Here is a 25,542-nt window from a genome sequence, read left to right as displayed (position 1 = left end):
CTGGGAGGCGCGGCGGCGAAAGGAGCAAGCGTGAGCAGCCAGCATCCGCCCTTCGACGGCGGAACGGGCCCCGCGCCATCAGACGCAGCACTCAAGGCGGCACTCCACCGCGTCTTCGACGGACAGATCCCCAATTACGGGTCGTACAACCTGGTGTGCGCTGCCGAAGCAGGCGGGATGCTCGACGGGCCCTTCGCAGGGACGCCGATGCCGCGAGGCGTCGTCCTGGGGTACCGCAGGCAGCCCATCGAACTCGTCATCGCGCCCTTCGACCGCCGGACGCTCGAGGCAGCCGGCCGGCCCTGGACCATCGACCTCACGAACCTCGCCTACGCGGCCGAGTCAGCACCTGGAGCGTTCGACGTCGGGACCAGCACCGGCCGCGAGTTCTCATTCACGGTGCGCTCCCTATGCCAGCTCGACAGCCCCGAGCAGACGACGACACCTCGAACCGTCGAACAGCAAGACGACGCAGACGACTTCACGGCATTCATGCGCCAGCTCTGCGCACTCTGACGACTCCCACACCAGACACTTGCCCTGAGGCCTTGCACGAGTCAGCCCGCGAAGTCGCGTAGGTTGGCAGAGCAATTCGATAAGACAGAGCAATTCGATAAGACATCGTCTGCTGAGACAGGGTCCAACGGGATCGGGTCCGCAGGAAGGACGTGGAATGGCTGCCAGGAAGCTTCTGCTCGCCTCGACCTTTGCGCTCGTCGCGCTCTGCTCGGGTGCCGCCCTTGCCGGCTGCTCGGCAGCGGGACCGCAGGCTGGCGCGAGCGGGAGCGCCACGACCGGCAGTGCGGCGCCGTCGCCGTCAAGCAGCCCGACGACGACGGCCAGTTCACCGGCGTCGTCAGCCCCGCCGTCGTCGTCCGCCTCGCCGTCCAGCGTGAGCGTTCCCATCGTGGCCCCGACCCTCCGATCGCTGCAGATCGACGGCCCAGGCTACGCGGGTGCGCTGACGCCCGAGGAGACCAAGGCGCGCGACACGATCTACCGGGTACTCCCTGTGCTGATGAATGAGACAGCCGCCAAATATGCCTCTCCCACCGGAGCTCGCGACGAGCTCGTGTCGCAAGGGCTCATCACTGCACGCATGGCGAGCTCCTTCGCCACCAGCTTCACGCCCGCGCAGAGCGAGGTCCACGCGACCGGCTTCACGGTGCAGACCACCGGAATGGAGTGCACCCTCCACACCACCGCCGGATCGGCGCTGCAGACGGGCCACGTCTTCTGCTACTTGAGCCGGCAGTACATGGGCCCGGACGGCGCACCCGTGACGGACAGCCGCTGGACAACGGCAGGCCAACCCGGTGCCATCGACCCGAACGAACTCGCGAACGCGAGCGTCACGATGGCCAACGAGGGTGGCGTCTGGAAGGTCGACGCCGTCCAGTTCGGGGCATGAGCACCCGCTCCACGCCGTCGAACCTGCTCCGCCTGATCCAGCCATCCGAAACCGACGTACGTACAAATGCGTATTCACGGGCTATTTGCTGGCGCCGGACAATCAATCAATAGCCGGACAATCAATAGAAGCTGACCGACGACACAACGGATATGCGCGAAGGGATCTGGCGAGGCGGGGTCGAAGGAAAGAGCTATGGAAACCAACAAGGAACTGGTGCGCCGCGCCTATGAGCTCTTCGAGGCCGGCAGGGTCGCGGAGGGGCTCATCCAGGGCGTCCATTCGTACCCCTACGATGCAGAGGCTCAGGAGACGTTCTGGGGCTGATCGAACCCAATGAGCGGGAGGGGCCGCTGAGTAGCGGCAGCGGCCCCTCCCTGACCGCAGAGGTGCCGATACACAAAAACCCTTCCTGATCCACCTAGCCGCGGATCAGGAAGGAGTTGGTAGCTCGGCAGCCAGCATCTTGATCGGGCGGTCAATCAATCCTAAAATGAGAAGCGACCCCCGCACAGGGAGCCAACGGATACGAGGAGGTTGGTTTCAGTGACGAGAATGACGCGGTGGCAGGACTGGGTCGCAGTCGCTGCCGGTCTGTACGCAGCATGGTCACCCATCTGGACCCCGCAGATCGGCAGGTCCATGCCGGTGCTGATGGTGTTGGGCGTCGTGCTGCTTTCAGTAGGGCTGATGAACCTTGCAGCTCCGGGAACGGCAGCAATGGAGTGGATCGAGGCCATCATCGGCGCCTTGCTGTTCATCTCCCCCTGGGTTCTCGGCTTCACCCCGAACCTGGCCGTTTCCTGGACAGCCTGGATCTGCGGCGGCATCGGAATCATCGTCGGGCTGTGGGCCGTCCAACCGGCCATGCGCCTGCACCACCGGGGCCACGCCCAGCCCTCGCACTAGAATCGGGCAGTCGGGTCGGGAGCAGCAGGGGTGCCCTGCCGCGCCCGACCCGCGCTCGAGGGCCCTTATTGTTCTGGCCAAGAAGGCGGCGGTTGTGGAGGAAGAAGGCAGGGCCCGGACCAGGATCCTCGATGCCGCGGAGCATCTGTTCGCGCAGCGGGGATTCGATGCGACGGCCACATCCGCCGTGGCGAAGGCGGCGCAGGTGCCGAAAGGGCTGTTGTTCTACTACTTCCCGACCAAGAAGGACATTCTCTCGGCACTGGTCGGCGAACGGCTCGGCTTCGACACGATCGACGTCGGGCCGCTGACCGCTCCAGGGGATCCGGTGCAATCGCTGCTCAATCTCAGCGAGAAGCTCTTCGAAGCCCAGGCCGCCTCAGCTGTGCTCCGGGTGATCCTCTGGCGCGAGGAACTCACGCACCCGGAGGTCAAAGCGAACCTCGCAGCTCACCGGCAGTCGCTGTACGCGGCGATCGAGCAGGTTCTCACCCGCAGCCTCTCCGGCTCCGAGATAGACCCCAAAGCGTTGCGTGCTGCCGCGCTGGCCTGGGTGGCCATGGTGACAACCAAGCCCCTGGAGGACCAGCTAAGAGGGTCCGGGGCCATGAAAGTCCGGGACCCGCGGGACGATCTGGCATCCGTGGCCGAATTGCTCTGCGCCGGGCTCCGGCGCGGGTCGGAAACACAAACCCAACCGGCCTAGTACCGGCCCATCCGGAATCCGAGGACTGACCCATCGCTACGGCAGCGGAACCGGCCGGGAGGAGGCAGGACAGCCCTCTTCGCCCGCGTGACGCCCTTGTTCAACCTCGGCGCTCCCTAGGCGAAAGGCAATCCGATGCCGCAGTCTGCACCCCCGCCGCGCCCGCCGCTCTCGGCTCTTTGGACTGACGGTCTCGGGCGTGCGAGCGTCCGTTCCGTCCAGGTACTCGCGGTCGCCGCCCTCATCGCCGCACTCCTGTGGGCCGTCACACGGGTCCCACTCGTGCTCGTCCCGGTCATGATCGCGGCCATCCTCGCCTCCGCGATCTCGCCCCTGGTCCGATGGCTTGCAGTCCGACGGTGGCCGCGGGCGCTGGCGGTCGCAGTCTCGTTCCTCGCGATCCTGGCCGTCTTCGGCGGCATCGTCACCGGCATCGTCTTCCTCGTACGCGCCCAGGCAGCAGAAATCGCGGACCGGTTCGCGAACGGAATCGCGCAGCTCCACTCATTCCTGAACAACGGGCCGTTCCGGATCAGCGACGCTCAGCTCAGCAGCCTCCGCGACTCGGTCCAAAGGGTCCTCTCAGACGGCAACGTCGCGGCGGAGGCCCTGACCGGAGCGCAGACCGTGACCGAGCTCTTCACCGCGACCGTGCTCCTCGTGGTCGTGCTCTTCTTCTTCCTCAAGGACGGCGCGAAGATCCGCGGCTTCCTGATCGGCTTCATGCCCAGAGCGCACCAGCCCACGGCCCGTCGGGCGGCGGAGAGCAGCGCCCGCGTGCTGGGCGGCTACGTCCGCGGGACTGCCATCGTGGCCGCGACCGACGCCGTCATCGTCGGCATCGCGCTCGTCATCCTCCATGTGCCTCTCCCTGCGCCGCTTGCCGTCTTCGTCTTCATCGGCGCGTTCATCCCGATCATCGGGGGCACCATCGCAGGGTCCCTCGCTGTGCTTGCCGCGCTCGTCTCGAACGGGCCCGTGGTCGCGCTCATCGTGCTCGGGGTCCTCATCGGCGTCAGCCAGCTTGAGCACCACCTGCTCCAGCCGCTGTTCATGGGCCGTGTGCTCAGAATCCATGGGCTCGCGATCGTCCTCTCCCTCGCGGCGGGCGCGTTGTTGGCTGGGATTGTCGGGGCCCTGCTCGCCGTGCCGACCATGGCCGTCGCATGGACGGTCATCAAGACCTGCACCGAAGGCGACGAGGCCGGGGGTGAGGAAGCACCAACACCCGACCGCGCCTAGGGGTGGCGGAAGTCATCCCTGTTGGGCCAGGTCGCCGAGGGTCACGCTCAGGTTCTGGGTGCTGCTGCCCCGTTGAACGGTGAGGCTGACGGTCTGCCCGGGGTTCTGCTTGCGGAGCGCGGCGAGGAGGTCGGTGACGTCGGTGACCTTGCTGCCGGCGAAGGCAGTGATGATGTCCCCAGCCTTGACCCCGGCCTTGTCGGCCGGACCTTGGGGGGCCACCTCGACGACGAGCGCGCCGGTGTTCGAGGGGAGCCCGAAGCGCTGGGCGATCTGCGCGGTGATGTCCGTGGGAACGATCCCGAGGGCCGCGTGCTTGACTTTGCCGGTTGCGAGCAGCTGGTCCGCCACCGACGTCACCGTGGCGGCAGGGGTGACGAATCCGATGGCGACCGCACCGGAGCTGGGCGGGAGGTAAGCCTCGGAGAGGCCTATGACGTCCCCGGCGGCGTCGGCCACGGCCCCGCCGGAGTTCCCCGGCGAGATGGGCGCGTCGGTCTGTAGGAGGTCGATGGCCCCTTGGGGAGATTCCTGGGAGGGCGGCATGTTGCGGTGGAGGCCGGAGACGATGCCTGCGGTGACGGTCTCGTCCAGGCCCAGCGGGCTGCCGATGACCACGGTCAGGGAGCCAACCTGGGGGTCTGCTCCAGCATACTTCGGCACGGGCAGGCCTGTACGGCTGGCCCGGAGCACGGCGACGTCGGCGACGTCGTCAACTCCTACGACGTTTGCCTGGGCCTGAGAGCCGTCGGCGAACTGGACCTGGACCGTCTTGTACGGGTGCTTCTGCTGGTCTTCGACGACGTGGGCGTCAGTGACGATCGTCCCGTCGCCGCGGTAGACGACCCCGCTGCCAAGCCCGATCGGCGTGCTGATCGTGACCACCGAGGGCTCGACCTCCTTGACCACCCCGGGGACCGCAGCCAGACCCGCACCAGAGGCCGAGGAGGAGGACGACGAGGAGGACGACGGCGCCGATCCCCCCGTCGGAGCGGCCGAACTGGCTGGAGACCCCGATGCCGGCGACGTGCCCGGTGAGGCCGGCTCGCCCGGTCCTGTGCAGGCCGCCACACCCGAAGCTGTGAAGGCAAGGATCAAGGCGCACCAGGCCCGCACTGCGGTTCGCTTTCCCATCGGGATCCTCCTCTGCTTCTTCTGCTTCCATACTTCTTCCGATGCCATGCTGGTTCCGATGCCATGCTGGTGCACGTCCTGTTCGCCCGGGCCCTCAGGCGTTGAGCCCTCCCCAGGCGGGCGGCTCGTCGGCGAGCCTTCGGGCGGCTTCGAGCATCGCGGCGTGCACGAACGCCTGGGGGAAGTTGCCGCGCAGTTGGCGCTGCTCGACGTCGTACTCCTCCGTGAACAGGCCGGGCGTCCCGCAGGCGTTCCGGTTACGTTCGAACCAGCGGGCGGCTTGGAGGGGCTCGTCGCTCTGGTGCAGTGCCATCGCGAGGTCGAAGCCGCAGAGGAGGAAAGCGCCCTCGGACTGGTCCAGGGGGCGGCGGTCCTGCCGGAACCGGTAGAGGTAGCCCTTGCGGGCGAGCTCGGCGTGGATGGCCTCCAAAGTGGCAACCGAGCGGGGGTCCTGCGGCGCTACGGCACCGCGCAGCACCGGGCGCAGGAGTGAGGCGTCCACTCTCGGGTCGCTCGGGGACCGCTGCCAGCGCACACTGGGGTGCAGGCACTCGCCAGTGACCTCGGCAATGAGCCCGTCGGCCTGAGATGACCAGAGGGCGGCCTGGCGTGTAGGGGCTTCCCGGCCGATCGCGCGCAGCCCGGCAGCGCAGATCAGCCGCGAATGCGCCCACCGCTCGGGATCCAGCTCCCACATCCCGGCGTCCGGCTCGCCGTGGCGCTGTGCGATGGCCTCGGCGGCGGCCTCGGCGGCCTTCCACTGGTCGAGATCAAGCCGGTCGTGCTGTGCGGCGGAAGCGAAGAGCAGGAGCGCTTCGCCGAACACGTCGAGCTGGAACTGCCCGTCGACCCAGTTGCCAGCCTTCCCGGACCCGCCCGGGTAGCCCGGCAGGCCGACGTCATGCTCGTCGGGGACGCGGCCGCCGTCGACTGTGTACGCCGGGCGCAGATCGGGACCGTCCTCCAGCAACCGCGCGGCGACGAACTGGACCGCATCGTCCAGAAGCGGGAACTCCTTGCAGGAGGCGACCGCGACCCCGGTGAAGCACTGGTCCCGGATCCACGCGTAGCGGTAGTCGTAGTTGCGCTTCTGCTCGGCCCGCTCCGGCAGTCCCATCGTCGCAGCCGAGACCATCGCCCCGCCGGCCCCGGTCATGCCGCGCAGGACGGCGTAGGACTGGCGTGCGTCGTCCGGGGCGATCGTGTTCCCGAAACGAGGGACCTCGCGGTGCCAGCCGTACTCGGTCGCACTCCAGGTCTCGTCGGGCTGGATCCGCTCGGACGGGAGCTCGGTGTCGGAGATCTCTAGGACCACGTCGTGGTGCCGGCCCTCCGGCAGGCGCACGGTGAACTCGACCGGTCCGCCGCCGTCATCGGCCTCATCCGCCCCGCTGAGGCGGATCCTGAGGGGGCCGCTGCGCGCGGTCCAGATCGCCCCGTCCCGGCGGAGCCGGCTCATCGCGTGGTGCCCGAAGCCGGCCCTCACGTCGACCACCACCCGCACCTCCGCAGGCCCCTTGGCCGCCCTGATGCGGCGCAGCAGGATTGCCCGGTGCGGGTCCCCGGGATAGGCGAGGGCCTCCCTGCACTCGACGATCCCGGCGGCTGTGATCCAGCGGCTGACCCAGATCAGCGTCCCGTCCTCGTAGCGGCCGCCCCAGACGAACCGGCGCTCCGCCGGCGTCACCGCGAAGCATCCCCGGCCCCCCAGCAGGGTCGAGAAGACCGCGTCGTCGTGCCACTTCGGCGCACACATCCAGACAATGTCGCCTCGGGGACCTAGGAGGGCCCCGCGCACCCCGTCCGCGAGCATCGCGTACTCCCTCAGCACATGCGGCGGGAAGTCCTCGGCATCCGAAGCAACCTCTTCGGCTGAAGCCATACAGACAGCGTAGTAGCAACAGTTGCGCAACCGCAATCACTTTCTAGGTCTGCAGCAGTTCAACGAGGGCCGTAGCGCCCGAGACCGCCACGCCTGTGCTCCTTTCCAGACGGCGGCGGGACGGAAGCGATCCCCAACCTCCCCGGGACCGGCCAGCGCGGTTCTTCCGGAAGCGGTTGGGGGGATCCGATAGAGGGTAGGACAGTTGCGCAGACGCAATTGTCGGCACAGGGCCTCTGGTGGGCATCAGCATTGGGAGGGAAGGGTCGATGGTAACGACGAGGGAGCGGGCCCGGAAGACGCCGGATCGTCTGGGATGGCGCGGCTGGCTCAAGGCGTTGGGCCCCGGCCTTGTGACGGGCTCGGCCGACGACGACCCCTCGGGTGTGGCGACCTACGCCCAGGCCGGGGCCCAGTTCGGGTTCGCGACTGTCTGGACGGCGCCGGTCGCCCTGCCGATGATGATCACAGTCCAGGAGATGTGCGACCGGACAGCCACCGCGACGGGGCAGACCCTCGGCCGGCTCGCCCGACGTCGCTTCGGCAGGGCCGGCAAGCTCGTGGTCGGACTCCTCCTGCTGTGCCTGCTCGTGGCCAACATCGTCAACCTCGGCGCTGACCTGATGGCCGTGGGCAAGGGCATGGAACTGCTCGGCGCGGGCCCGTCCCGGGTATGGGCACCGATTGCGGGACTGGGCCTGGCGGTGCTGCTGATGAGCGGCTCCTACAAACTGGTCTCGAGGGTCTTCGCCTGGCTCTGCCTGGCCCTGTTCGCCTACGTCGCAGTGATGCTCATCGCGGGCGTCCAATGGGGAGAGGTCCTCGCAGGGCTCACCTTCCAGCGGGTCCACCCCGGAGTTCAGTTCTGGGGCCTGATCGCCGCAGTCTTCGGCACCTCGATCTCCCCCTACCTGTTCTTCTGGGAGAGCGGGCAACGCATCGAGGAGATGCGCGCCCGCCCCGAGAACGGGGACGAGCCAGCCTCCGACACCCAGATCCCCGACTACAAGGCCATCCGCCGCCGGCGGCAGCAGCGCATCGACGTGGTGACCGGGATGGTGGTCTCCACTCTGGTCATGTTCGCCATCATCGTCGCCACCGGAGCCACGATCGGCCGCCACCCCACCGACATCAGCTCCGCCGCGGACGCGGCGAAGGCCCTCAAGCCCATCGCCGGGCCATTGGCGGGGGCCGTGTTCGCACTCGGGTTCATCGGCACCGGGCTACTCGGGGTCCCCGTCCTCGCATCCGCGGCCTGCATCGGCATCAGCGGCCTGACGGACAAGAACTGGGGCTTCGACCGCAGCCCCCGCAAAGCACCCCTCTTCTACGGCCTGCTCGTCGTGGGGCTGATCATCGGCACGGTCCTTTCGGCGATGTTCACCGACGCGATCGCCCTTCTGGTCTTCTCCGCAATGCTGAACGCGATAGCGGCGGCGCCGTTCGTCGTCGTCGTGCTCCTGATCGCCGGGAATCGGAAGATCATGGGCGAACGGGCTAACCGCGGGCTCTCCACGTCGATCGGGTGGGCCACCGCAGGCATCATGGCGGGAGCCGGAGTGCTGGCCGTCTGGTCCCAGATCTCTGGATGAGGCGAGCGCCTCCGGCATCCTGGGAAGCCGCGGCTGTGCCCATGGAAGGGTGTGGCCGCCGACGAGCCGTTGGACAGGGCTTGAGCTCCCGGCCGTGGATTCGAACCACGATTCCTGCATCCAGAGTGCAGTGTCCTGCCGTTGGACGAACCGGGATCGGGCGTCCTGGGACGCCTACAGGGCCGGTTCGGGGCGGGTCGGCCGGGTTTCGGCTGCCCGCCCGTCCCGGCTCATCCTGCTCGCTTGACCTCGATCTTCCTGTGGGCGGCCTGCGTCTGCTCCGGGACCGGGATGCGGACCTCGAGGACCCCGTCGGCATAGGTGGCCCGGATGTCCTGCTCGGTCGCGCCCTCGGGCAGGGGCAGGGCGCGGGAGAAGGACCCGTAGCGGAACTCCGAGCGGTAGCCGCCCTTCGCCTTCTCCTCGGTGCGCTCCTGCCGGTGGGCGCTGATCAGCAGGGAGTGGTCCTGGACGCTGATCTCCACGTCCTTCTCCGGGTCCACCCCGGGCAGCTCCGCCCGCACCACCAGGTCGTTGCCGTCGAGGAGTTCCTCGACCCTGATCGCCCCGGGCGTTCCCCGCTCGCCCTCGAAGAGCCGCTCGAGCACCTCGAACGGGCTGCGGCGCGCATCAAACCACTTGATCAACTCAGACATGCCTCGATCCTTTCTCTCTGGCAGAGGACCGCGGCCCGGGGCGGTGCCATGGGCTCTGCCCCGGGATGCGCAGGTCAGGCGTCGATCTCCTTCTTGGACCCGGATGCCTGGACGGCGATCTTGCGCGGCTTGGCCTCCTCGGCCACGGGCACGCGCAGGGTCAGGACCCCGTCCCGGTAGTCGGCTTGGATCTTCTCGGTGTCCAGGGCATCGCCCAGGATCAGCTCCCGGGTGAAGGCCCCCTGCGCCCGTTCGTCCGCGACGACCTCGGCCTGCTCCGGCCGACGGGTGCGGCGCTCGGCGCGCACCGTCAGGACATTGCGCTCGACTCCGAGGTCGATCGTCCCGGGGTCCACGCCGGGCAGGTCGAACTCGACCACGAATTCGCCATTCTGCCGCCACGCCTCCAAGGGCATCGCGGCGGGGAGCGCAGCATTGCCCAGCACCTGCCGGGTCAGCCGGTCGAGCTCCCGGAAGGGATCTGTTCGCATCAGCATCACTGGAACCTCCTCTTCAGAAGACTCTCTGCAATACCTATGTGTTGCCCGCTCATCAAATCTGCTCCTACGGACACAGATATTTTGACTCGTCCGACGATGGAGCGCAAGGCCCCCATGAACTCGCCGAGCAGTGCAATTCGGCGCGAGCGTTTCGGTTCTGCCGGGCGCGGCCCCTTCCCGTCGAGCGTCCGGCGACCGTTAGCAGGAGGACCCGGCAGGCGGCCAGGCGCGGGGGCATCAGGATTCACAGGGCGGAGGGCAGGCCGCAGCCGTTGCCGCCCCAGCCCAGCTGGCGCAGACCGGAGGCGAGGCCCCCGCCTCCGCACCGGACCGGGCCACGGACCCACCCGTCGCCACCGCCCAGCAGGGGCAGTTCACCGCATGGGGCACATCCGAGCAGGCAGCCCAGTCCGCGCTGCGCCGGGCCCTCCGCTCGGCGACAGCCGGGAACAGCCGGGGCAACGCGGAAGGGGACAGCCAGTCCAACGGCAAGGCGTCTCTGAAGTCTGGGAACGCGCAGTGACCCTCAGGCCGCCTCGCCGTCCTCGGCGAGCCGAAACGTCCTGAGATTCCGCGGCGGGCGACGCCTTGAGACGCAGCTCGAGGTAGCCGACGACGGCGACCATGGCGAGGGCGAGCAGGTTGGCACCATTGAAAGCGGGCTGGACGACGTCGATGAGGAGCGCTGCGGCTACGAGGATGACTTGGGCTGCACGAGTGTTCATGCACACCTATGTGTGCGGCAGGCTCGGCGTTATACACGGGACCTAGGGTGACCCGATCAGCACCCCTCGTTGCGGATGGCGGCACGGGTCCGCGACGAGCGCGACCCGATCCGGTTCACCGCCCCGGTCCGGTGGCGGCGGGCCTTCTGGTCCGCATGCACTCCAGAAGCGCCGGAGGCGGCGTGCTCCGCGCGACGGTGCACCAGCTCCTCCGGCAAGGCGAACACGTGCCGGGTCTCAGCCTTCTTCCTGGCCATGGCCTCCTCCTTCCAAGGGGTCCGATCGGGGCCGACACCTATGTGTGCGGCCAGGGCTCCAGGCGCGGTCGGGGTATCGAGGCCCACCTGGCTAATGCCCGCATCGTGGTCCTAGCGCCTAGGACAGGGATCTCGTCATTCCGCGGCTTCCGTCAGCCGCCAAGGGCGCGGTTCTGTCATCCAAGATGGTCCTCTTATCCTTGATCCACCGATCGGGTGTTGGGTCCGGCGGTCCTGTGCGGGCGGTGGATGATGGATGTTTCGGGCAGGGGTGGGGGCGCGGCCTCGCTGCCGGCGGTGTTCCACTTCTGGTGCTGTTCGGGGCCTCGCGGGGCCAGGCTGCGTCTTCCTAGGGCATGGACGGCGGGGCGTGGGCGGCGGTGAAGAGCTGTTCCCATGCGTTCTGCCAGGGCCAGTTCGCCGGCAGCCGCAGCCGGATCTTCCGGGCGCTGGCGGCGATCCGGGCCGGGAGGTTCACGAGCTTGCGGCGGATGGTCCCGGTCCTGGCTTTCGCGAAGGGGCCGGCGGCCAGGGTCCCGGCCGCGCGGGCGAGGTTGAAGGCCATCACCGCCGCGACGAGCCAGGCCGAGTTCGCCGCGAACTTCCCCGAGGGCAGGTGCGCCAGGGCGCTGTCCTTCAGGTCGGCGTGGACCTGCTCGATGACCGCATGGGCACGGTGCGTGGCATCGGCCGCGACAGTGCCCAGGTCCTGGGCGGGGACGGTGGTGAAGAAGGCGTGGTGCCGGTGCGTGTCGAACAGGGTCCCCTGCCCGTCGGGGGCCTTGGGGTTCAGGTCCGGGATGCGGCGCACGACGAGCCGCCCGGTGACCTGTTCGGCCTTCTTCCGCGAAGCGAAGGCGGTGAAGGGGACCTCGGCGACCTCCGCCCGGGAGATCCAGGTCCCGGCGGCCTGGTCGAAGACCGCATCGGTGTACTCGATCGCCGTCCAGGCCTCCGATGGGATGGCGGCGATGGCACGCTTAACTGCCGGGTCCAGGCGCACCGTGACCGAGACCTCGGCCCCTGCCGCGAGGGCGGCGGCGACGGTGGGGTGCCCGTAGAACGCCGAGTCGGCCCGGACCAGCGCCCTCCCCGGCGTCCCGGCGCGGCGCAGGGCGGAGAGGGCGTCGGCGACCAGCCGGGACGCCCCGCGCGGGGACGCCGCAGCGCCCTTGCGCAGCCGCTGGGCCAGGATCACCGGCGCGCTCTGGGCCGTGGTGGCGGTGGCCAGCAGGGCGTTGAGCCCGCGGACCCCGGAGTACCCGAAGCCAGCGCCCTGCTTGGCGTGGCCGTGGACCTCGATGATCGTGTCGTCGACGTCCACGAACACGAACTCCCCGACGGCCGGGGCGTCCAGCAGCGGGGCCCGCGCGGCGAGGTTCGCCAGGAAGCGGGCGGCGACCGCGTCGAGCTGGCGGACGTGGCCGAAGGCGAACGCGCGCAGGAAGGAGCCCAGGGTCGAGGGCGCGTAGCAGGCCTTGAAGAGCCTGCCCATCCCGCCGTGGCGCAGCAGGGCCATGTCATCGATCGAGTCCGCCCCGGCGACCATCCCGGCCACCAGCGAGGCGATCTTCAGGCCCGCGTTCGCGCCCTTGTCCGTCGGCACGCTCAGATGCGCGTCGGTCAGGGCCCGGAGCCCTGCGGCCTCGGCCAGGCGCATCACCGGCAGCAGGCCTGCCGCGGAGACGAGGTTCGGCTCGTCGAAGGACACCGCCACCGCGGCCTGACTGTGGGAAACTTGCACCTACGAGATGCCCTCTCATCCTCAGGGAACTGGTTCTGTCGCAAGTCCAATTCTCCCCGGGATGGCGGGCATATTGCCCTTAATTACGCCACGCCGCCACGAACCCCATCGGTGGATCAAGGCTTATCCGCGGCTGTTGCCAAAGGGCTGGGCAACGCTCCGCCAACGAGGTGGTCTTCTACGGCAACGAAGTGGCAAGTCTGCTGATCAGCGGGATGGCGCCTCTCAGGGGAGCGGTGTGCCCAAGGAGCAGGAGGCAGAATTGCAGAAAGGGGCAATTGCTGAGAACGGAGGTTCACTCGAGGATGAACGGCTCTGTCGCTGATCCCGTACGCAGGGACCTGCTGCGGATGGCGGCCGACTTCGGCCGGATCGTCACTGGTGCCAAGGCCGCCTTCGAATTCGGACTGCCTGCCGCCGGGGTCTGCTCGACCGGCACCGCCCTCGGGGAGGGCTCCTGCTGCGGCGGGACCCCGGCACCGGTCTCCATCGGGTTCCCCACCGGGCTGCTCCACGGGCGCAGCGGCGAGCCCGTCGCCCCGTGAGCGCCGTCGCGATCCGGGGGATGGAGGCCGAGGACTGGCCTGCCGTCGAGCGGATCTGGGCCGAGGGCATCGCCACCGGCAACGCCACGTTCGAGGCCGAGCCGCCCTCCTGGGAGTACTTCGACGCCACCCGCCGCCCCGACCTCCGCCTCGTCGCCACCGGGGACGACGGCGTGCTCGGGTGGGTCGCGGCGTCCCCGGTCTCATCCCGGCCCGTCTACGCCGGAGTCGTCGAGAACTCCCTCTACGTCTCCGGAACCGCACGCGGCCAGGGCATCGGCCGGGCCCTCCTGGAGGCATTCATCAGCCGGTGCCACGCGAACGGGGTCTGGACCATCCAGTCCACCGTCTTCCCCGAGAACACCGCCTCCCTCGCCCTCCACGAGGCCCTCGGCTTCACCCGCGTCGGGACCCGCCGACGGATCGGCCTCATGCCCCACGGACCCCACGCGGGGCTCTGGCGGGACACCATCCTGCTCGAGCACCGCCACGACAGACCCGATGCCCCGCCGCCCCGATGAGGGCCGATTCTCCCGGCCCTCTCCGCGGTCTGAGCCGCCTCATGGCTGCACCATCGGTTCGGTGCTCTGGCGCACCGAGCGGCGATCGTGGCGCCGAGGTGTTCGCAGCCTCAATCTGACTGGTCGGACGGCCAGGCCTGCCGGCACTGCTGCGCGCGGGACTCACGTCTCCCCCATCTGCTGACGCGTCCTACAGTCTTCGAAAGGTCGGCAGGGAGCAAGCCGCGTCCCATGAGGAGGGGATGATGCGTGCCGTTCCTCATCCGCCCTGCGACCGGCACGTTCCCGTCCGCACACATGGGGACCATGACGACGAAGACTTGCCCCGAGTCGGGCAGTGCGGTGGCCTCCGCCACGGAAACCGAACCTGACTCCGCGACCCCGCCAGCATGGACCCTGACCCCGGCGGAGTTCGCCGCCACGAAGGAGCGCGCTGCGAAGATCAACGCCCCCGCCGCCAAGCGCGGCTTCACCGGCCGCATCGAAGTCACCGGCACCGAGCGGGAGGTGACCGAGACGGACGCCACCGGGCTGGAACGGACCCGCACCGTCGTCGACGTCCGGATCGCCGGGGAAGCCCCCTGCTACAACGGCTGGACCTTCCTCGCCGCCGTCGACGCCGTCGAGACCGAGGACGGGCACGACTTCGTGCTCCGCTCCGCACCCGGCACCGAGGACAGCGGGGTGGACCGCTCGGCACTGCAGGCCGGGCACTGCGGGCACTGCAACACCACCCGCGCCAACCGCCGGCGCACCTACCTCGTCCGGAACACCGACACCGGAGAGACCGTGCAGGTCGGCTCGACCTGCATCAAGGACTTCACCGGGTGGGCCGACAAGCCCGTGTTCTACAGCGAAGACGATCTCGCCGCCGAACTCGACGGGTTCATCGGCGGGCTCGGCCGAAGCTCCGAGGCGTACTCCCCCGCGACCGTCGTCCCGTCGCCCGGGCGATCAGCCGCAGCCACGGCTGGGTCTCCGCCTCCGCCGCCTACGACCGCCCCTCCACCCGCACCCTCGTCTCCGCCTACCTCTTCGGCAACACCCCCGCCGACGTCGAGCTGCGCCGCGAGGCCGCCGCCCCGGAGATCCCCTCGGCCAGCGAGAAGGTCAAGGAGATCATCCACGCCCTGCTGGAGGGACTCGAGGGCGACGGCGACTACGTCACCAACCTCAAGGCCCTCCTGCGTGCCCGCTACACAGAAGGCCAGCACCTGGGCATCGTCGTCTCCGCCGTCGCGGCCTACGAGCGGATGGTCGGCGACCTGGTCCGCAAGGAGGTCCAGGCGAAGGCCCAGGCCGAATCCGAATACGCGGGCACGGTCGGGGAGAAGACCGAGGTCACCGGGAAGGTGGCTCGCCTCCAGCCCGTCGAGAACACCTTCGGGTACACGACCACCACCTCGATGCTCGTCATCATCGAGGCCGGGACGACCGTGGCGAAGATGTTCACCGCCGCCGCCTGGGCGTTCGGCATCGAGCGGGGCGACGAGATCACGGTGGCGGGCACCGTGAAGGCCCACGAGGAGTACAACGGGGTCAAGCAGACCGCCCTGGCCCGCCCCAAGCTCGTCTCCCGGACGGCGAGCTCTGTGGGGCTGGTGGCTGTCTGAGCCCAGCCGTCCTGGTTCCAGTTCCTAGGGGTATGCTTCGCGGCATCGGCGCTCCTTGGAATGGAAGACGGATGACCCCTTTGACTGCCTCCGACAAGCCCGATCCCGACCCGGACGCCGTATCCCAGCCCGAGGGCCGCCGGGTCGCTGAGGTCCTCGGCAACGAGCGTCTTACCGCCATGGCGGGCGCTGTGCTGCTGGTGCTGTTCGCGGTCGAGATCGTCACCGTGGTCGCGCTTCGGGCCCTGATGCCAATGCACTTCTTCGTCGGGGTCCTCCTGACCGGACCGGTGGCAGTCAAGACGGCCAGCACAGGGTGGCGGTTCCTGCGCTACTACACCCGCAGCCCGGCCTACCGGCGCAAGGGGCCGCCCCGTCCGCTGCAGCGGACTCTCGCGCCGCTGCTGGTCGCATCCACCCTGGCTGTCATCGTCAGCGGCCTCGCTCTTGCCGCTGCCGGCCCAGCACCGATGGTCCTCCTCCAGGTCCACGCGATCAGCTTCCTGGTCTGGCTGGCGACCGTCATCGTCCACGCCGCCGCGTATCTCCCGCGGGTGCCGAAGTCGATCCGCGAGGACTGGTCGCACCGACCCTCCGCGCCCGTTCCAGGCCGAACAGCGCGTGTGGCATCGAATGGTCTGGCGTTGGCCGCAGCCGGGACCGCCGCCGTCCTCCTGCTCCCCACTGCTGCACCTTGGGCCGGCTGGATCACCCAGAGCGTCTCCGGGTTCGGCATCCTGGCCGTCGTCCTGATCGTGACCGCCGTCGTCGTCGTGACGGTGCGGCGGCTCCGCCGGCGGGCATAGGCAGGGGTCCAAGCAGGCTCACGCCGACGACGGACGGCCCCTTCAGGGAAGGCCCGCGCGTCCGATGGGAAGGTCGCGGTAAGCCGGCCGCCGTCCTCCGCACACATGAGTTGGCATGAGCACGAAGATTCCACTCCGGATACATCCTCGCCCCCCGAACCGACCCGTTCGAGTTCTCCCGCCGCCTGCGTCAGGCGATGGACCCTGTCCGGGACCGCCTCGACGCGGCCCTCGCAGGTCGGCTCATCGCCGAGCGCATCGACCGCAGCATCCTCGCAGGAGGGCCCCGCACCGGGGACGCCCCCGTGCAGGCCTTCCTGGAGTGAACGAAGGAGCAGGACTTGATGAAGGAGACCGAGCGCGGCCACGACCCCCACCGGTTCGAGGCCTCCATCGGCGACGACCCGGAAACCGGCAGGCTCCACCTGCTCGTCTTCGCCGACAACCCCCAGTACGAGAACACGCTCGACGACATGGAGGGCGTCGAGGAGTACGGCTACTGGAACAACACCGACCGCCCCGACGGCCTCTCCGAGGCCGAGTGGGACGCCCGCCGGGAGGCGTGGGACCGGGTTATGCCCAGCGGCGTCCCGGTCGAGCACATGCTGGCCTTCACTCTCCGGGGGAAGTACAGCCCCAGAATGCTCAGCCTCATCTCCGACCGGTCACCCCTCGTGCCCGAGCTCGCCCCGACGCCGGTAGAGCGGGCCCGGAATCTCATCGTCAACCAAGCCGTCAAGACCCTCTGCCAGGGCCTGTCCGGTGACGAGGTCGTAGGGAGCGTCTTCCGCTGGCTGCGGCAGCTCGGCCGCTACTCCCGCGTCGTCGGGGATGAGCTCGCCCAGCACCTCCCGATCCTGGACTGGGGCGCGGCGTTCGCCGAGGCGCCTCCCCCGGGCCGGAGGCCAGCAAGGTGCTCGACGCCGAGGCGGCACGACTGATCGAGGCTGCCGGGCTCTCTACGCATGGGGAGTAGCGTGACCCCAGCCGACCGCCACCGCTTCGGCTCCCATACTGAAGGCATCACCCTCGACCTGCGATGGCGTCCTCCCGCCGCTCCCTTGAAGGAGAGGCTCAGATCGCTGGCACGCCGGGCTATCATCGGCGGACCCGACCCCTACTCCCCCAACGAGATGGTCCCCCAGACCGGCTTCGACGCCGCCGTCGACCTGCTCAGGGATGGCGACGCGGACGGGCCTGCCCTGGCGTTCGACCGCCTCGGCTACGACTGCCGGCTCGGCATGGTCTGATGGCCGGGTACGTGCACCGGTCAGAGCGCGAACGGAACGCGTCCGCGACACGGACCGCGCAGCTGGCCGAGCTCGAGGAGTACCTCATCACCAAAACTGCAGCTGACGTGCTCGCACACCGGGAATGGTGGAGGCCGGCGTTCCCGGCTGCACCTGCGGCGGCCAGTACTCCGGCTACCCCACTATGCCCGTCGAACACGCCCGTCACCTCGCGGAGAAGATCGTGCCGGAGATCATCGCCGGGATCCTGGGGCAGTCCTCCCCCGGGCTGCCGGAACGGGTCCCCGCTCAGGCCTGACAGCCGCCGAATGCGCCCGCCCGATGTCTTCAGGTGTCGGTGCGGACGGAGGCGGGCATGGCCGATTCGGCGAGTGCCTTGACCGACCGCGGCGTGTAGCGCCCGGCGACCCAGTCGGAGGCGGTACGTTCGGCAGCGGCCCACGCGGCCTGTTCGAGCTCGCGCTGGGGGTCTGGGCGCATCGGTGTCGCTTCCACGTCCCCCTCCCGTCTGCGAAAGCTGGCGCGCCCACACCGGACTAGGGACAAGCCGGCGGGGCGCGAGACCAGCATGACATGCATGGCCGACAGGTTCGGGTCTACTTCGACGCGCATCCGCCTGCGGCTACCGGTGGCGGTACGGCAGGTCGGACCCCACATGAGGCAGCCCTGGAAGCAGCGGCGGCGCGGCCACGGCTTGCGGGTGGGCGTACGGAAGCGGCCCAGCAGCCGTCGTGGACTGCCACGGCGTGTAAGCCGTGCCCGAGGCAGCCGCAGGGGGCGCGGTCAGGGCAGCCACGACGATCCCCAGCGCCAGCACGAGCAGGATCGCCCAGCAGACCGCGGACAGCAGCAGCTCCCCGCTCAGGGACACTCTCATCGCCGCCGACCGCTGGGGGTTTGCCCGCTTGCGCTGCGGCAAAGGAAGACGGATGCTATGGCGGGTCGGAGCCGAGGACGGGAAGAAAACACCGCTCCTCGGGTGCCCGTGAGCTAACCGCATGTGCATGAGTTCCTCCTCTCATCGAGAAGGTCCCCGCCACGCCAACCGCGGCCCCACCACGCGGCCCAACCGCCGTCCCATGCCAGGACGGCGCAGCGCGGGTGCGGGAACCGTTGTCAAACATCCCCCAAACCCATATTTAGCGCGAGTGCCCGCCTCCATCAAGGGCATGGGGCAGTCACCCGGCAGAGGGGTGGAGGAGTTGTTTTCGCCTCAGGGCGGCCACTGAAAAGGCGGCAATGTCGTAGCCGCTGCCTTCCCTTCCCGCATCAGTCCCAGCGCATGATGGCGGCCGCCACAACCTCGGGGCTGTTGAAGATCAGGAAGTGGGTTTCACCCTCGGAATGTGTCGTCCGCCGCGTAATTCCTCACTCGTAGGTCGGTTCTCGCCACGGATTTCCCCACCTTGAGCGGTGGTTCGCCACGGAATTCCCATGGGGATGACGTCACGCGCCGCCGGTGCCTTGTCCGAGAGCCTTGCCTCGGGTCCGATGGTCGGGCCGGAGGCGGGGTTCGTGGTTTGGCGCGTAGGAGTGTGGCAGCGATGGATCTGATCGAACTGTTCATGCACTGGGACGCGGGCCGCTCGAAGAGCGAGCTGGCAGTGTCGTTGGGCATGGACCGCAAGACTGTGGCGAAGTACCTTGCCCCGGCCGAGGCCGAGGGCCTGTCCCCGGGGCTCGGGCTGAACGCCGAGGAGTGGCGGGACATGGTCGCGGGCTGGTTCCCGACGGTGGTGGACGGGAGGCTGCGGCAGGTCTCCTGGCCGGAGTTCGACGCCCGCATCGAGTGGGTCAGGGAGCAGCTGGAGGCCGGGGTCGCCGGGGCCGTGGTCCACCAGCGCCTCGTGGACGAGCACGGGGTGAACGCCTCGCAGCGCTCGTTCTACCGCTGGCTGGCCGCGACCCTGCCCGATGCCGGGCGGGCGGGGCGGAAGCCCACGGTGCTCAAGCCCCCGTCCGCGCCGGGAGAGCTCGGCGAGGTCGACTATGGCATGCTCGGGCACTGGCGCGACCCGGAGACCGGCAGGGGCCACCGGGTGTGGGCGTTCGTGCTCACGCTGCCGTTCTCGAAGCTGCCCTTCGTCTATCCCACGACCCGGATGGACCAGACGGTGTGGACGAACGCGCACGTGGCCGCGTTCGAGCTCTTCGAGGGCGTCCCGCGCCGGATCACCTCGGACAACCTCAAGGCCGGGGTCATCAGGCCCGACCTCTACGACCCCAAGCTCAACCGGGCCTACGCCGAGCTGGCCGAGCACTACGGGACCCTGCTGGACCCGGCCAGGGGGAACAGGCCCAAGGACAAGCCGCACGTGGAGCGGATGGTCCAGTACGTGCGCGGCTCGTTCTGGGCCGGCAGGTCCTTCACCTCGATGGCGCAGATGCGCGCCGAGGCCGTGCGGTGGTGCCGCGACGTCGCCGGGGCCCACAAGCCCAGGGCCCTGGCCGGGCAGACGTCCTGGGAGGTCCTGGCCGCGGTGGAGCGCCCGGCCCTGGTCCCGCTGCCGCCCCGCAGGCTCGAGCCCGCCGAGTGGCGCACCGCCATGGTCGGATCGGACTGCCACGCCTCGGTCAAGGGGGTGCTCTACTCGGTGCCCTACCAGCTCGTCGGGACCCGCCTGGACGTGCGGCTGAGCGGCACGACGGTCGAGTTCCACCTCGACGGGGCGATCGCGAAGGTCCACCCCAGGATCGCCAAGGGACGCCAGACCGACCTGTCCGACTACCCGCCCGCGGCCGCAGGGTTCTTCACCCGGGACGCGGCATGGTGCCGGGAGAATTCTTCCCTGATCGGCCCTGCCGCCGCGGCCCTGGTCGAGGGGCTGCTGGAGGAGCCGGCGGTGCACCGGATCCGCGCCGCGCAGGGCATCATCCGCCTCGCCGGCACCCACCGCCCCGAGGCGGTGGAGACCGCCTGCGCCGCGGCGATCGCGGCCGGGGACCCGACCCTGAAGACCGTCCGGGGCCTCCTGACCGCAGGCGTGACCGTCCTGCCCGTGCGCTCCAACGGCGACAACGGCGCCGGCGCCTACCTCCGCGGCCCCGGCGCCTTCACCGCCAGCTGAACCCCGCAGACGCGAACGCATGCCCCCGGCCGGCGTGCCGGCCGGGGGCGCGCGCCCATCACGACGAAGAGGAGAACCACCATGACCACCACGCCCAGCACCGCCCCGGCCCTTCCAAGCCCCGCGGGAGCCGACCGCACCCAGCTCGCCGCCTCCCTGCGCACCCTGCGCCTCTCCGGGATGCTCGACTCCCTCGAGAACCGGCTCGCCCAAGCCGCCGAGGGCCAGCTCGGGTTCCTGGACTTCCTCCAGGCCCTGTGCCTGGACGAGATCAACCGCCGCGACTCCGCGGCATTGGAGCGGCGCACCAGGGCCGCGAAGTTCGAATCCGACGGCAGGATCGAGAACTTCGACTTCACCGCCGACCCCGGCATCCCCGCCGCCCGGATCCGCGACCTCGCCAACGCCGAATGGGTCCGCACCGGCCAGCACGTGATCATCAGCGGCGCCGTCGGCTCCGGCAAGACCCACATCGCCACCGCGTTCGGGCACCAGGCCATCCGGGCCGGGCACACCGTCCGGTTCGCCGCCACCTCCCGGGTCCTGGCCGACCTCGCCGGCGGGCACGCGGACGGGAGCTGGGCCCATCGCCTGCGCGCCTACACCAAGCCCGACCTGCTGATCCTGGACGACTTCGCGATGCGCGAGTTCACCCCGGCCCAGGGCGACGACCTCTACGAGATCGTCAACGAGCGCCCCGCCCGCTCCATCGTCGTCACCACCAACCGGGCACCCCAGGAGTGGTACCCCCTGTTCCCGAACCAGGTCGTCGCCGAGTCCCTCCTGGACCGGCTCGTCAACAACGCCTACCAGATCACCATCCAGGCCGGCTCCTACCGGGCGCGGCGACGACCCGCCACGCACTGACCCAGAACAGGACAGAAACGCCTGCCCTAAACAGGCGCCGCCAAAGCCGTCAGCGAGGCACTCTCAGGGCTCCCTGCTCACGCCGTCGTCCGGCTACCATCGCATCAGGCACTGGGGAATTCCGTGGCGAAAGCCCTGGGGAATTCCGTGGCGGTCGACACGGAATGACGTTCCAGGTCTCAGACACAAGCCTGACCACCACGCAGGTGCGCACAGAGGCCCTCAAGCAGGGCGTCCTGGCGTACGTTTTCTCCACGGTCATCCTCGCCGCGACGATCAACCTCGTCATCGGCCTCGCCACCCAGGGCGGCTGACTTCCCGTCGGAGGGTGCGGGCTCGCCGCTGAGGGTTGGACCCCGCTACTGGCCCAAATGACGAGTCCGCACCCGATCTACATCATCCACAGTCATTGTCGGAACACACGGGGCCAAAGACCCTTGGCCGACGCCTAGGGGATGCGCAGGTCCGTGATCGGGGTGAAGCGGACGCCCCTCTCGGGCTTGCCGAGGTGCCCTCCGCCGAGCCCGAGCGTCACCCTGCCCGGCGCGGGCCGGGCGAACGCCGCCGACCAGCTGCTCAACCGCTCTCCCCCGCCGCCGCTCCCCTGAATCAGCCGCGCGAACGACCCGTCCGCGAGCTGCAGCGCCGGCCTGTCGTGGATCGCCCCGCTCTGGAAGCCGACGAGGACGGTGTTGACGCGGACGAACTCGTCCCAGATCTCGTAGCTGAGCACGTAGCCGTGCACGATGCCGCCCTCGGGGGCGGCGACCCGGAACTCGTGCCGCTCGGGCAGGAGCACCTGCTCGAGTGCCGGCTCCGGTCTGTCCCGATAATGCCAGCCATCAAGGTTCCGGTTCATTTATTGCTGCCTGTCAGTCTCTTGGGGGCAGGGTCTCGAGGGAAGCGTACTTGGAGACTGCCCGGGCTCGAGTCGTGACTCCCCCGCTCCCCGCGGTCTCCTGCTCATGGAGGTGGCTGTAGAGCGTGGACCGGGACCAGCCGATCGCCTTGGCGACCTCCTTTGCCGAGGCGTTCTGGGCGAGCATGCTCTTGGCGGTGGCCAGCTTGGCTGCGATCGTCTTCGGGTCCGGGCCCTTGCGGCTGAACTGGACCCACGTGCTCGGGCGGCTGCCATTCCGGCCTTGGTCCGCTCGGAGTTCAGCTGCCGCTCGTGCTCGGCGAGGACGGCCATGAAGTTCAGGATGAGCCGCCCGTTCGGGGTGTCGGGGTCGATCTGCTCGACCAGGGAGCGGAGCTTGACTCCCTTCTCCTGCAGGAGCTCCACGGTGGCGACCATGTCGGCCACGCTGTGCCCGAGCCGATCTATGCGCCAGACGAGGAGTTCGTCCCCTGGCCGCAGGTACTATCGCGAACGGTCAACCCGTCAGATCCGTCTCTTGGCGGCCGAGGCGCCGAACACGTGGCCATGATCACCACCTTTGTCGGCAGCGAGCCGGCCTCTGTCGTCTTCAAACGCCTCGAGCACGAATGCCGCATCCACCTGCCACGAAAACAGGTTTGTGGCCGCCAGGAGCCCATCCTATGTGGGGCCGGTCACTCACGGGACCAGTCCCGCGGAGACTCGAAGTACGGACACCGGCTGCGTGCGAAGGGGGACGACTGGAGGAGGGACGGGAGGCTCACCAGTGGTGGGCGACCTCGATGACGAGCCTCGATCCGGTGCGGGGCCCGTCGAGTACGACGACCCGGAAGGGCAGGCAGGCCCTGACGCCGAGGCCAAAGTCGGTGTAGCCCTCGTAGCTGCCGGCCCAGGCGATCTGCCGGAAGGCCTGGAAGCCGGTGACGTCGGCGAGCCGGCCGGGGTCTGCGGGCGAGTATGTCGGCGTTCCGTTCGCCGCATAGGAGGGCGCGGTGACCGTGACCTGCAGCCTCGCGCCTCCGGCGACGGAGACGGTGCGCCCGTTTCCGGGCTCGACGACGTCGTCGACGTAGCGCACGCTGTACCCGGCCACCTTGCCGCTGAGGTCCACGACCATGCGGTCGAAGCACTCGTGCGCGCCCGCTCGGACGCCGGCCACGGCTGCCGCCGAGAGTGCGGGGTCCGTCTTGGGAAGGGAGCCCCAGGCGATGCCGCAGGATGGGGCTGCGGTGCCGGGTGCGGCAGCTGTCGCTGGCGGGGCAATGGCCAGTGCGAGCAGGGCGGCGCCGAGCGCCGCCGCGATTCTTCTCATTGTCGGCTTCAGAGGTGCGATCCGGATGGATGCTGGCATCGTAGAGAGTCCGGGGACCCCGAGGGAATGCCTTCCTCGGATTGCTCCCCAACCGTAAGGGACATCGCGGGCAAGCGTCGGAAAGCGCCTCCGGCGGTAACGTTTCGGGCAGCGCCAGGGACGTCCAAGGAGCGTCCCGGCACGCTGCGGTCAAGGGCCATCATCATTGGGGTGGCGAGTACCGGGACGCTGGACGTAGCCTCCCGGCGGGGTCGGGACGGAAGCGGTCGGTGGCCGAACGCACAGGCTGCCTGCCCGGAGCGCCAACTCCGCTATCGGGGCAGCGGCCGGGCTCGCACCAATCGCTGCTGCGGTGCCCGCGTGGACTCGCGACGGACGAGCCCGACGGGATCGCACATGACGGGTCCCGCTTCCGGGCGGAGTGCCGGCACAGCGCGCCCCACATTCAGGAGGCAGGGCCATCGGGCAGACCCTGCGCTGCTGCCGCGGGCGCGGGCGCGAGAGGAGGGTTCCCGGCACGTTCCCGCCCGGCCCAGCGTGATCCCGCCGAAGGGCCTGGGGGCAGCCGACCAGGGTCCGCTTGCTGCCGGGGCTCCCCCTCAGAGGGGGTGGATCTTCTGCTCCTGCGGGCCCTTCCGGCCTTGGCCGACCTCGTACTGGACCTTCTAGCCCTCCACGAGGCCGCGGAAGCCGCTCGCGTCGATCTGGGAGTAGTGGGCGAAGAGGTCCGCCGACCCGTCGTCGGGGGCGATGAAGCCGTCGCCCTTCTCAGAGTCGAACCGCTTCACGGTGCCCGTGGCATCGGTGCTGCCTTCTCCGCCGGCGCCGTGGCCGCGCTCGAGGCGGATACGCCGGACCCTCCGGGCACATCCCCTGCGCTGGCGCTTCCTCGCCACCGCCAGGACCAGGACCAGGGCCGGGCAGGTCCTCGCGGGCAGGCATAGACAGGCGAGACTTCGATATTGGCAGCCAGCCGTGGATTCGACATGTCCAATGGGGTGGTAGCGTTCGCAGTGCGCGCATCCGGACTCCGGCTGGACATCCCCCATGCACGGCCGGAGGAACGCGCGCCCGAGGCGTCCGTCGGTCCGCCCCCGCCGAAGCGGACTGAGGGCCGGACGGGCGCCTCGGAAACGAGCATGACGAACGCGCCGGCGTCCCGGGTTCGGGGCGCCGGCGCAGGGTAGGAGGACAGTGTGAGGACAGAGGCGCAGGCCAGACGTCCCGGGACTGCCGCCGGGGCCCGCCAGCGGATCCTTGACGCCTCCTTCGACCTCTTCGCCCGCAGGGGGATCCGCGACGTAGGGGTCGATGAGCTCATCGGGCGCTCCGGCGTGGCCAAGGCGACCTTCTACAGGCACTTCCGCACCAAGGACGACCTCGCCCTGGCCTGCCTGCACCGCTGGTACGAGGAGCGCAGCGCCGCGATCGAGGCAGCCCTCGCCCGACACCGGGACGCTGACCAGCCGGCCCTGCTGGCCGTGTTCGACGTCTTCGACGAGTGGTTCCGCCTGGGCAACGTCGAGGTCAGCTCCTTCCTGCACGTGCTGATGGAGATGGGACCGGAGCATCCTCTGGGCAGGGCGAGCATGGACTACCTCGCCCGCACGCGGGACCAGCTCGCCGGCCTGGCCCGCGACGCCGGGCTCCAGGACCCCGAAGGGTTCGCCTGGTCCTGCCACATCCTCCTGAAGGGCTCGATCGTCGCATCCGCCGAGGGCGATACCCTGGCCGCCGGGCGAGCCCGCCGCATGGCCGCGCTCCTGGTCGCCGACTCCCGCCTGCGTGCGGCCATGCCCGCGGGAATGGCCTGACCCCCTCCAGGACCGCAGCGGGCAGGCCCCGATTCTCGGCCGTGGCAGAGCCGCGATCCCGCACACCCTCCCTGCCCCGGCCCGGGCAGGGGCCCTCCGCTGTCTTGC

Annotated in this window: 32 protein-coding genes, 1 tRNA gene and 1 pseudogene; 19 read left to right on the top strand and 15 right to left on the bottom strand. The window is 69.5% G+C overall.

The genetic code is table 11. The features are described 5' to 3' along the window. Positions 1–30 precede the first annotated feature (30 nt). The 6 genes from L0M17_RS07820 (at position 31) to L0M17_RS07800 (ending at position 4,268) form a co-directional block, all read left to right on the top strand. Complete coding sequence (locus tag L0M17_RS07820) at positions 31–516, top strand: hypothetical protein (RefSeq protein WP_241053363.1); 486 nt, start codon at positions 31–33, stop codon at positions 514–516. 157 nt (positions 517–673) lie between these two features. Continuing rightward, the gene (locus L0M17_RS07815) at positions 674–1,411 is read left to right on the top strand and encodes a hypothetical protein (protein WP_241053362.1); all 738 of its coding nucleotides are present in this window, start codon (positions 674–676) and stop codon (positions 1,409–1,411) included. A 195-nt stretch (positions 1,412–1,606) separates the two neighbouring features. Continuing rightward, the gene (locus L0M17_RS22235) at positions 1,607–1,738 is read left to right on the top strand and encodes a hypothetical protein (protein ID WP_255731787.1); all 132 of its coding nucleotides are present in this window, start codon (positions 1,607–1,609) and stop codon (positions 1,736–1,738) included. Between the two features lie 228 nt (positions 1,739–1,966). After that, positions 1,967–2,320, top strand: a complete 354-nt coding sequence (locus L0M17_RS07810; protein WP_241056356.1) for an SPW repeat protein — start codon at positions 1,967–1,969, stop codon at positions 2,318–2,320. A gap of 94 nt (positions 2,321–2,414) precedes the next feature. Further along, positions 2,415–3,026 (top strand): TetR/AcrR family transcriptional regulator, encoded by a 612-nt coding sequence (locus tag L0M17_RS07805; RefSeq protein ID WP_241053361.1) that lies wholly within the window; start codon positions 2,415–2,417, stop codon positions 3,024–3,026. 135 nt (positions 3,027–3,161) lie between these two features. Further along, positions 3,162–4,268 (top strand): AI-2E family transporter, encoded by a 1,107-nt coding sequence (locus L0M17_RS07800; protein WP_241053360.1) that lies wholly within the window; start codon positions 3,162–3,164, stop codon positions 4,266–4,268. 12 nt (positions 4,269–4,280) lie between these two features. Here L0M17_RS07800 and L0M17_RS07795 read toward each other — a convergent pair whose 3' ends face one another. Next, a complete protein-coding gene (locus L0M17_RS07795; RefSeq protein ID WP_241053358.1) occupies positions 4,281–5,402 on the bottom strand; it encodes a S1C family serine protease in 1,122 nt (373 codons plus the stop codon). A gap of 94 nt (positions 5,403–5,496) precedes the next feature. Further along, positions 5,497–7,284, bottom strand: coding sequence for a glycoside hydrolase family 15 protein (locus L0M17_RS07790; protein WP_241053357.1), 1,788 nt, complete (start codon positions 7,282–7,284; stop codon positions 5,497–5,499). Between the two features lie 269 nt (positions 7,285–7,553). Between L0M17_RS07790 and L0M17_RS07785 the strand changes: the two genes are divergently transcribed. Beyond that, a complete protein-coding gene (locus L0M17_RS07785) occupies positions 7,554–8,876 on the top strand; it encodes an Nramp family divalent metal transporter (RefSeq protein ID WP_241053356.1) in 1,323 nt (440 codons plus the stop codon). 85 nt (positions 8,877–8,961) lie between these two features. On the opposite strand, the gene L0M17_RS07780 is transcribed toward L0M17_RS07785, so the two are convergent. From L0M17_RS07780 to L0M17_RS07755, 6 genes are all read right to left on the bottom strand, one after another. After that, positions 8,962–9,032, bottom strand: a tRNA-Gln gene (locus L0M17_RS07780). 74 nt (positions 9,033–9,106) lie between these two features. Then, on the bottom strand, positions 9,107–9,532 hold the full coding sequence (locus L0M17_RS07775) for an Hsp20/alpha crystallin family protein (RefSeq protein ID WP_241053355.1): 426 nt from the start codon (positions 9,530–9,532) through the stop codon (positions 9,107–9,109). Between the two features lie 74 nt (positions 9,533–9,606). Next, positions 9,607–10,029, bottom strand: a complete 423-nt coding sequence (locus tag L0M17_RS07770; protein ID WP_241053354.1) for an Hsp20/alpha crystallin family protein — start codon at positions 10,027–10,029, stop codon at positions 9,607–9,609. A 377-nt stretch (positions 10,030–10,406) separates the two neighbouring features. Beyond that, a complete protein-coding gene (locus tag L0M17_RS07765) occupies positions 10,407–10,757 on the bottom strand; it encodes a hypothetical protein (RefSeq protein WP_241053353.1) in 351 nt (116 codons plus the stop codon). Positions 10,758–10,813: 56 nt separating this feature from the next. Next, positions 10,814–11,014: a hypothetical protein gene (locus tag L0M17_RS07760; RefSeq protein WP_241053351.1), complete on the bottom strand. Its 201-nt coding sequence runs from the start codon at positions 11,012–11,014 to the stop codon at positions 10,814–10,816. A 349-nt stretch (positions 11,015–11,363) separates the two neighbouring features. Then, positions 11,364–12,758: an IS1380 family transposase gene (locus L0M17_RS07755; RefSeq protein WP_229230975.1), complete on the bottom strand. Its 1,395-nt coding sequence runs from the start codon at positions 12,756–12,758 to the stop codon at positions 11,364–11,366. A gap of 305 nt (positions 12,759–13,063) precedes the next feature. Between L0M17_RS07755 and L0M17_RS07750 the strand changes: the two genes are divergently transcribed. The 8 genes from L0M17_RS07750 (at position 13,064) to L0M17_RS07720 (ending at position 17,791) form a co-directional block, all read left to right on the top strand. Continuing rightward, a complete protein-coding gene (locus L0M17_RS07750) occupies positions 13,064–13,303 on the top strand; it encodes a hypothetical protein (RefSeq protein ID WP_241053349.1) in 240 nt (79 codons plus the stop codon). Next, positions 13,300–13,824 (top strand): GNAT family N-acetyltransferase, encoded by a 525-nt coding sequence (locus L0M17_RS07745; RefSeq protein ID WP_241053348.1) that lies wholly within the window; start codon positions 13,300–13,302, stop codon positions 13,822–13,824. The genes L0M17_RS07750 and L0M17_RS07745 overlap by 4 nt, the downstream gene beginning before the upstream one ends. An 827-nt stretch (positions 13,825–14,651) precedes the next feature. Continuing rightward, positions 14,652–15,437 (top strand): hypothetical protein, encoded by a 786-nt coding sequence (locus L0M17_RS07740; protein ID WP_241053347.1) that lies wholly within the window; start codon positions 14,652–14,654, stop codon positions 15,435–15,437. A gap of 71 nt (positions 15,438–15,508) precedes the next feature. Beyond that, positions 15,509–16,243: a hypothetical protein gene (locus tag L0M17_RS07735; RefSeq protein ID WP_241053346.1), complete on the top strand. Its 735-nt coding sequence runs from the start codon at positions 15,509–15,511 to the stop codon at positions 16,241–16,243. Between the two features lie 197 nt (positions 16,244–16,440). Continuing rightward, a complete protein-coding gene (locus L0M17_RS22230; protein WP_255731784.1) occupies positions 16,441–16,569 on the top strand; it encodes a hypothetical protein in 129 nt (42 codons plus the stop codon). 15 nt (positions 16,570–16,584) lie between these two features. After that, positions 16,585–17,184: a hypothetical protein gene (locus L0M17_RS07730; RefSeq protein ID WP_241053345.1), complete on the top strand. Its 600-nt coding sequence runs from the start codon at positions 16,585–16,587 to the stop codon at positions 17,182–17,184. A gap of 36 nt (positions 17,185–17,220) precedes the next feature. Beyond that, on the top strand, positions 17,221–17,493 hold the full coding sequence (locus L0M17_RS07725; RefSeq protein WP_241053344.1) for a hypothetical protein: 273 nt from the start codon (positions 17,221–17,223) through the stop codon (positions 17,491–17,493). 124 nt (positions 17,494–17,617) lie between these two features. Then, complete coding sequence (locus tag L0M17_RS07720; protein WP_241053342.1) at positions 17,618–17,791, top strand: hypothetical protein; 174 nt, start codon at positions 17,618–17,620, stop codon at positions 17,789–17,791. Between the two features lie 29 nt (positions 17,792–17,820). Here L0M17_RS07720 and L0M17_RS07715 read toward each other — a convergent pair whose 3' ends face one another. Further along, entirely contained in the window at positions 17,821–17,988 is a 168-nt protein-coding gene (locus L0M17_RS07715) for a hypothetical protein (protein ID WP_241053340.1), read from the bottom strand. Positions 17,989–18,115: 127 nt separating this feature from the next. Then, a complete protein-coding gene (locus L0M17_RS07710) occupies positions 18,116–18,412 on the bottom strand; it encodes a hypothetical protein (RefSeq protein ID WP_241053338.1) in 297 nt (98 codons plus the stop codon). A gap of 625 nt (positions 18,413–19,037) precedes the next feature. Here L0M17_RS07710 and istA point away from each other — a divergent pair. From istA to L0M17_RS07695, 3 genes are all read left to right on the top strand, one after another. After that, complete coding sequence (gene istA, locus L0M17_RS07705) at positions 19,038–20,561, top strand: IS21 family transposase (RefSeq protein WP_241053337.1); 1,524 nt, start codon at positions 19,038–19,040, stop codon at positions 20,559–20,561. Positions 20,562–20,642: 81 nt separating this feature from the next. Continuing rightward, positions 20,643–21,428, top strand: a complete 786-nt coding sequence (gene istB, locus L0M17_RS07700; protein ID WP_255731779.1) for an IS21-like element helper ATPase IstB — start codon at positions 20,643–20,645, stop codon at positions 21,426–21,428. A gap of 164 nt (positions 21,429–21,592) precedes the next feature. Then, a complete protein-coding gene (locus L0M17_RS07695; protein WP_241053336.1) occupies positions 21,593–21,742 on the top strand; it encodes a DUF1345 domain-containing protein in 150 nt (49 codons plus the stop codon). 134 nt (positions 21,743–21,876) lie between these two features. Here the strand turns inward: L0M17_RS07695 and L0M17_RS07690 are convergent, their stop codons facing one another. The 5 genes and pseudogenes from L0M17_RS07690 to L0M17_RS22525 all read right to left on the bottom strand — a co-directional run bounded on the left by L0M17_RS07690 (position 21,877) and on the right by L0M17_RS22525 (position 24,516). Next, positions 21,877–22,287, bottom strand: coding sequence for a hypothetical protein (locus tag L0M17_RS07690; RefSeq protein WP_241053335.1), 411 nt, complete (start codon positions 22,285–22,287; stop codon positions 21,877–21,879). A 13-nt stretch (positions 22,288–22,300) separates the two neighbouring features. After that, positions 22,301–22,474: a helix-turn-helix domain-containing protein gene (locus L0M17_RS07685; RefSeq protein ID WP_241053334.1), complete on the bottom strand. Its 174-nt coding sequence runs from the start codon at positions 22,472–22,474 to the stop codon at positions 22,301–22,303. A gap of 77 nt (positions 22,475–22,551) precedes the next feature. Next, positions 22,552–22,788: pseudogene (locus tag L0M17_RS22895) on the bottom strand (recombinase family protein); the annotation flags it as partial. 280 nt (positions 22,789–23,068) lie between these two features. After that, entirely contained in the window at positions 23,069–23,620 is a 552-nt protein-coding gene (locus L0M17_RS07680; protein ID WP_241053332.1) for an AMIN-like domain-containing (lipo)protein, read from the bottom strand. 665 nt (positions 23,621–24,285) lie between these two features. Then, a complete protein-coding gene (locus L0M17_RS22525) occupies positions 24,286–24,516 on the bottom strand; it encodes a cold-shock protein (RefSeq protein ID WP_372498004.1) in 231 nt (76 codons plus the stop codon). Positions 24,517–24,816: 300 nt separating this feature from the next. On the opposite strand from L0M17_RS22525, the gene L0M17_RS07670 reads away from it, so the two are divergent. Next, a complete protein-coding gene (locus L0M17_RS07670) occupies positions 24,817–25,434 on the top strand; it encodes a TetR/AcrR family transcriptional regulator (RefSeq protein ID WP_241053329.1) in 618 nt (205 codons plus the stop codon). Positions 25,435–25,542 lie beyond the last annotated feature (108 nt).

The organism is Sinomonas terrae (genome assembly GCF_022539255.1).
Taxonomy (GTDB): Bacteria; Actinomycetota; Actinomycetes; order Actinomycetales; family Micrococcaceae; genus Sinomonas; species Sinomonas terrae.
The sequence above is the reverse complement of the archived record's forward strand: the minus strand, read 5'-3'. Positions and strand labels throughout refer to the sequence as shown.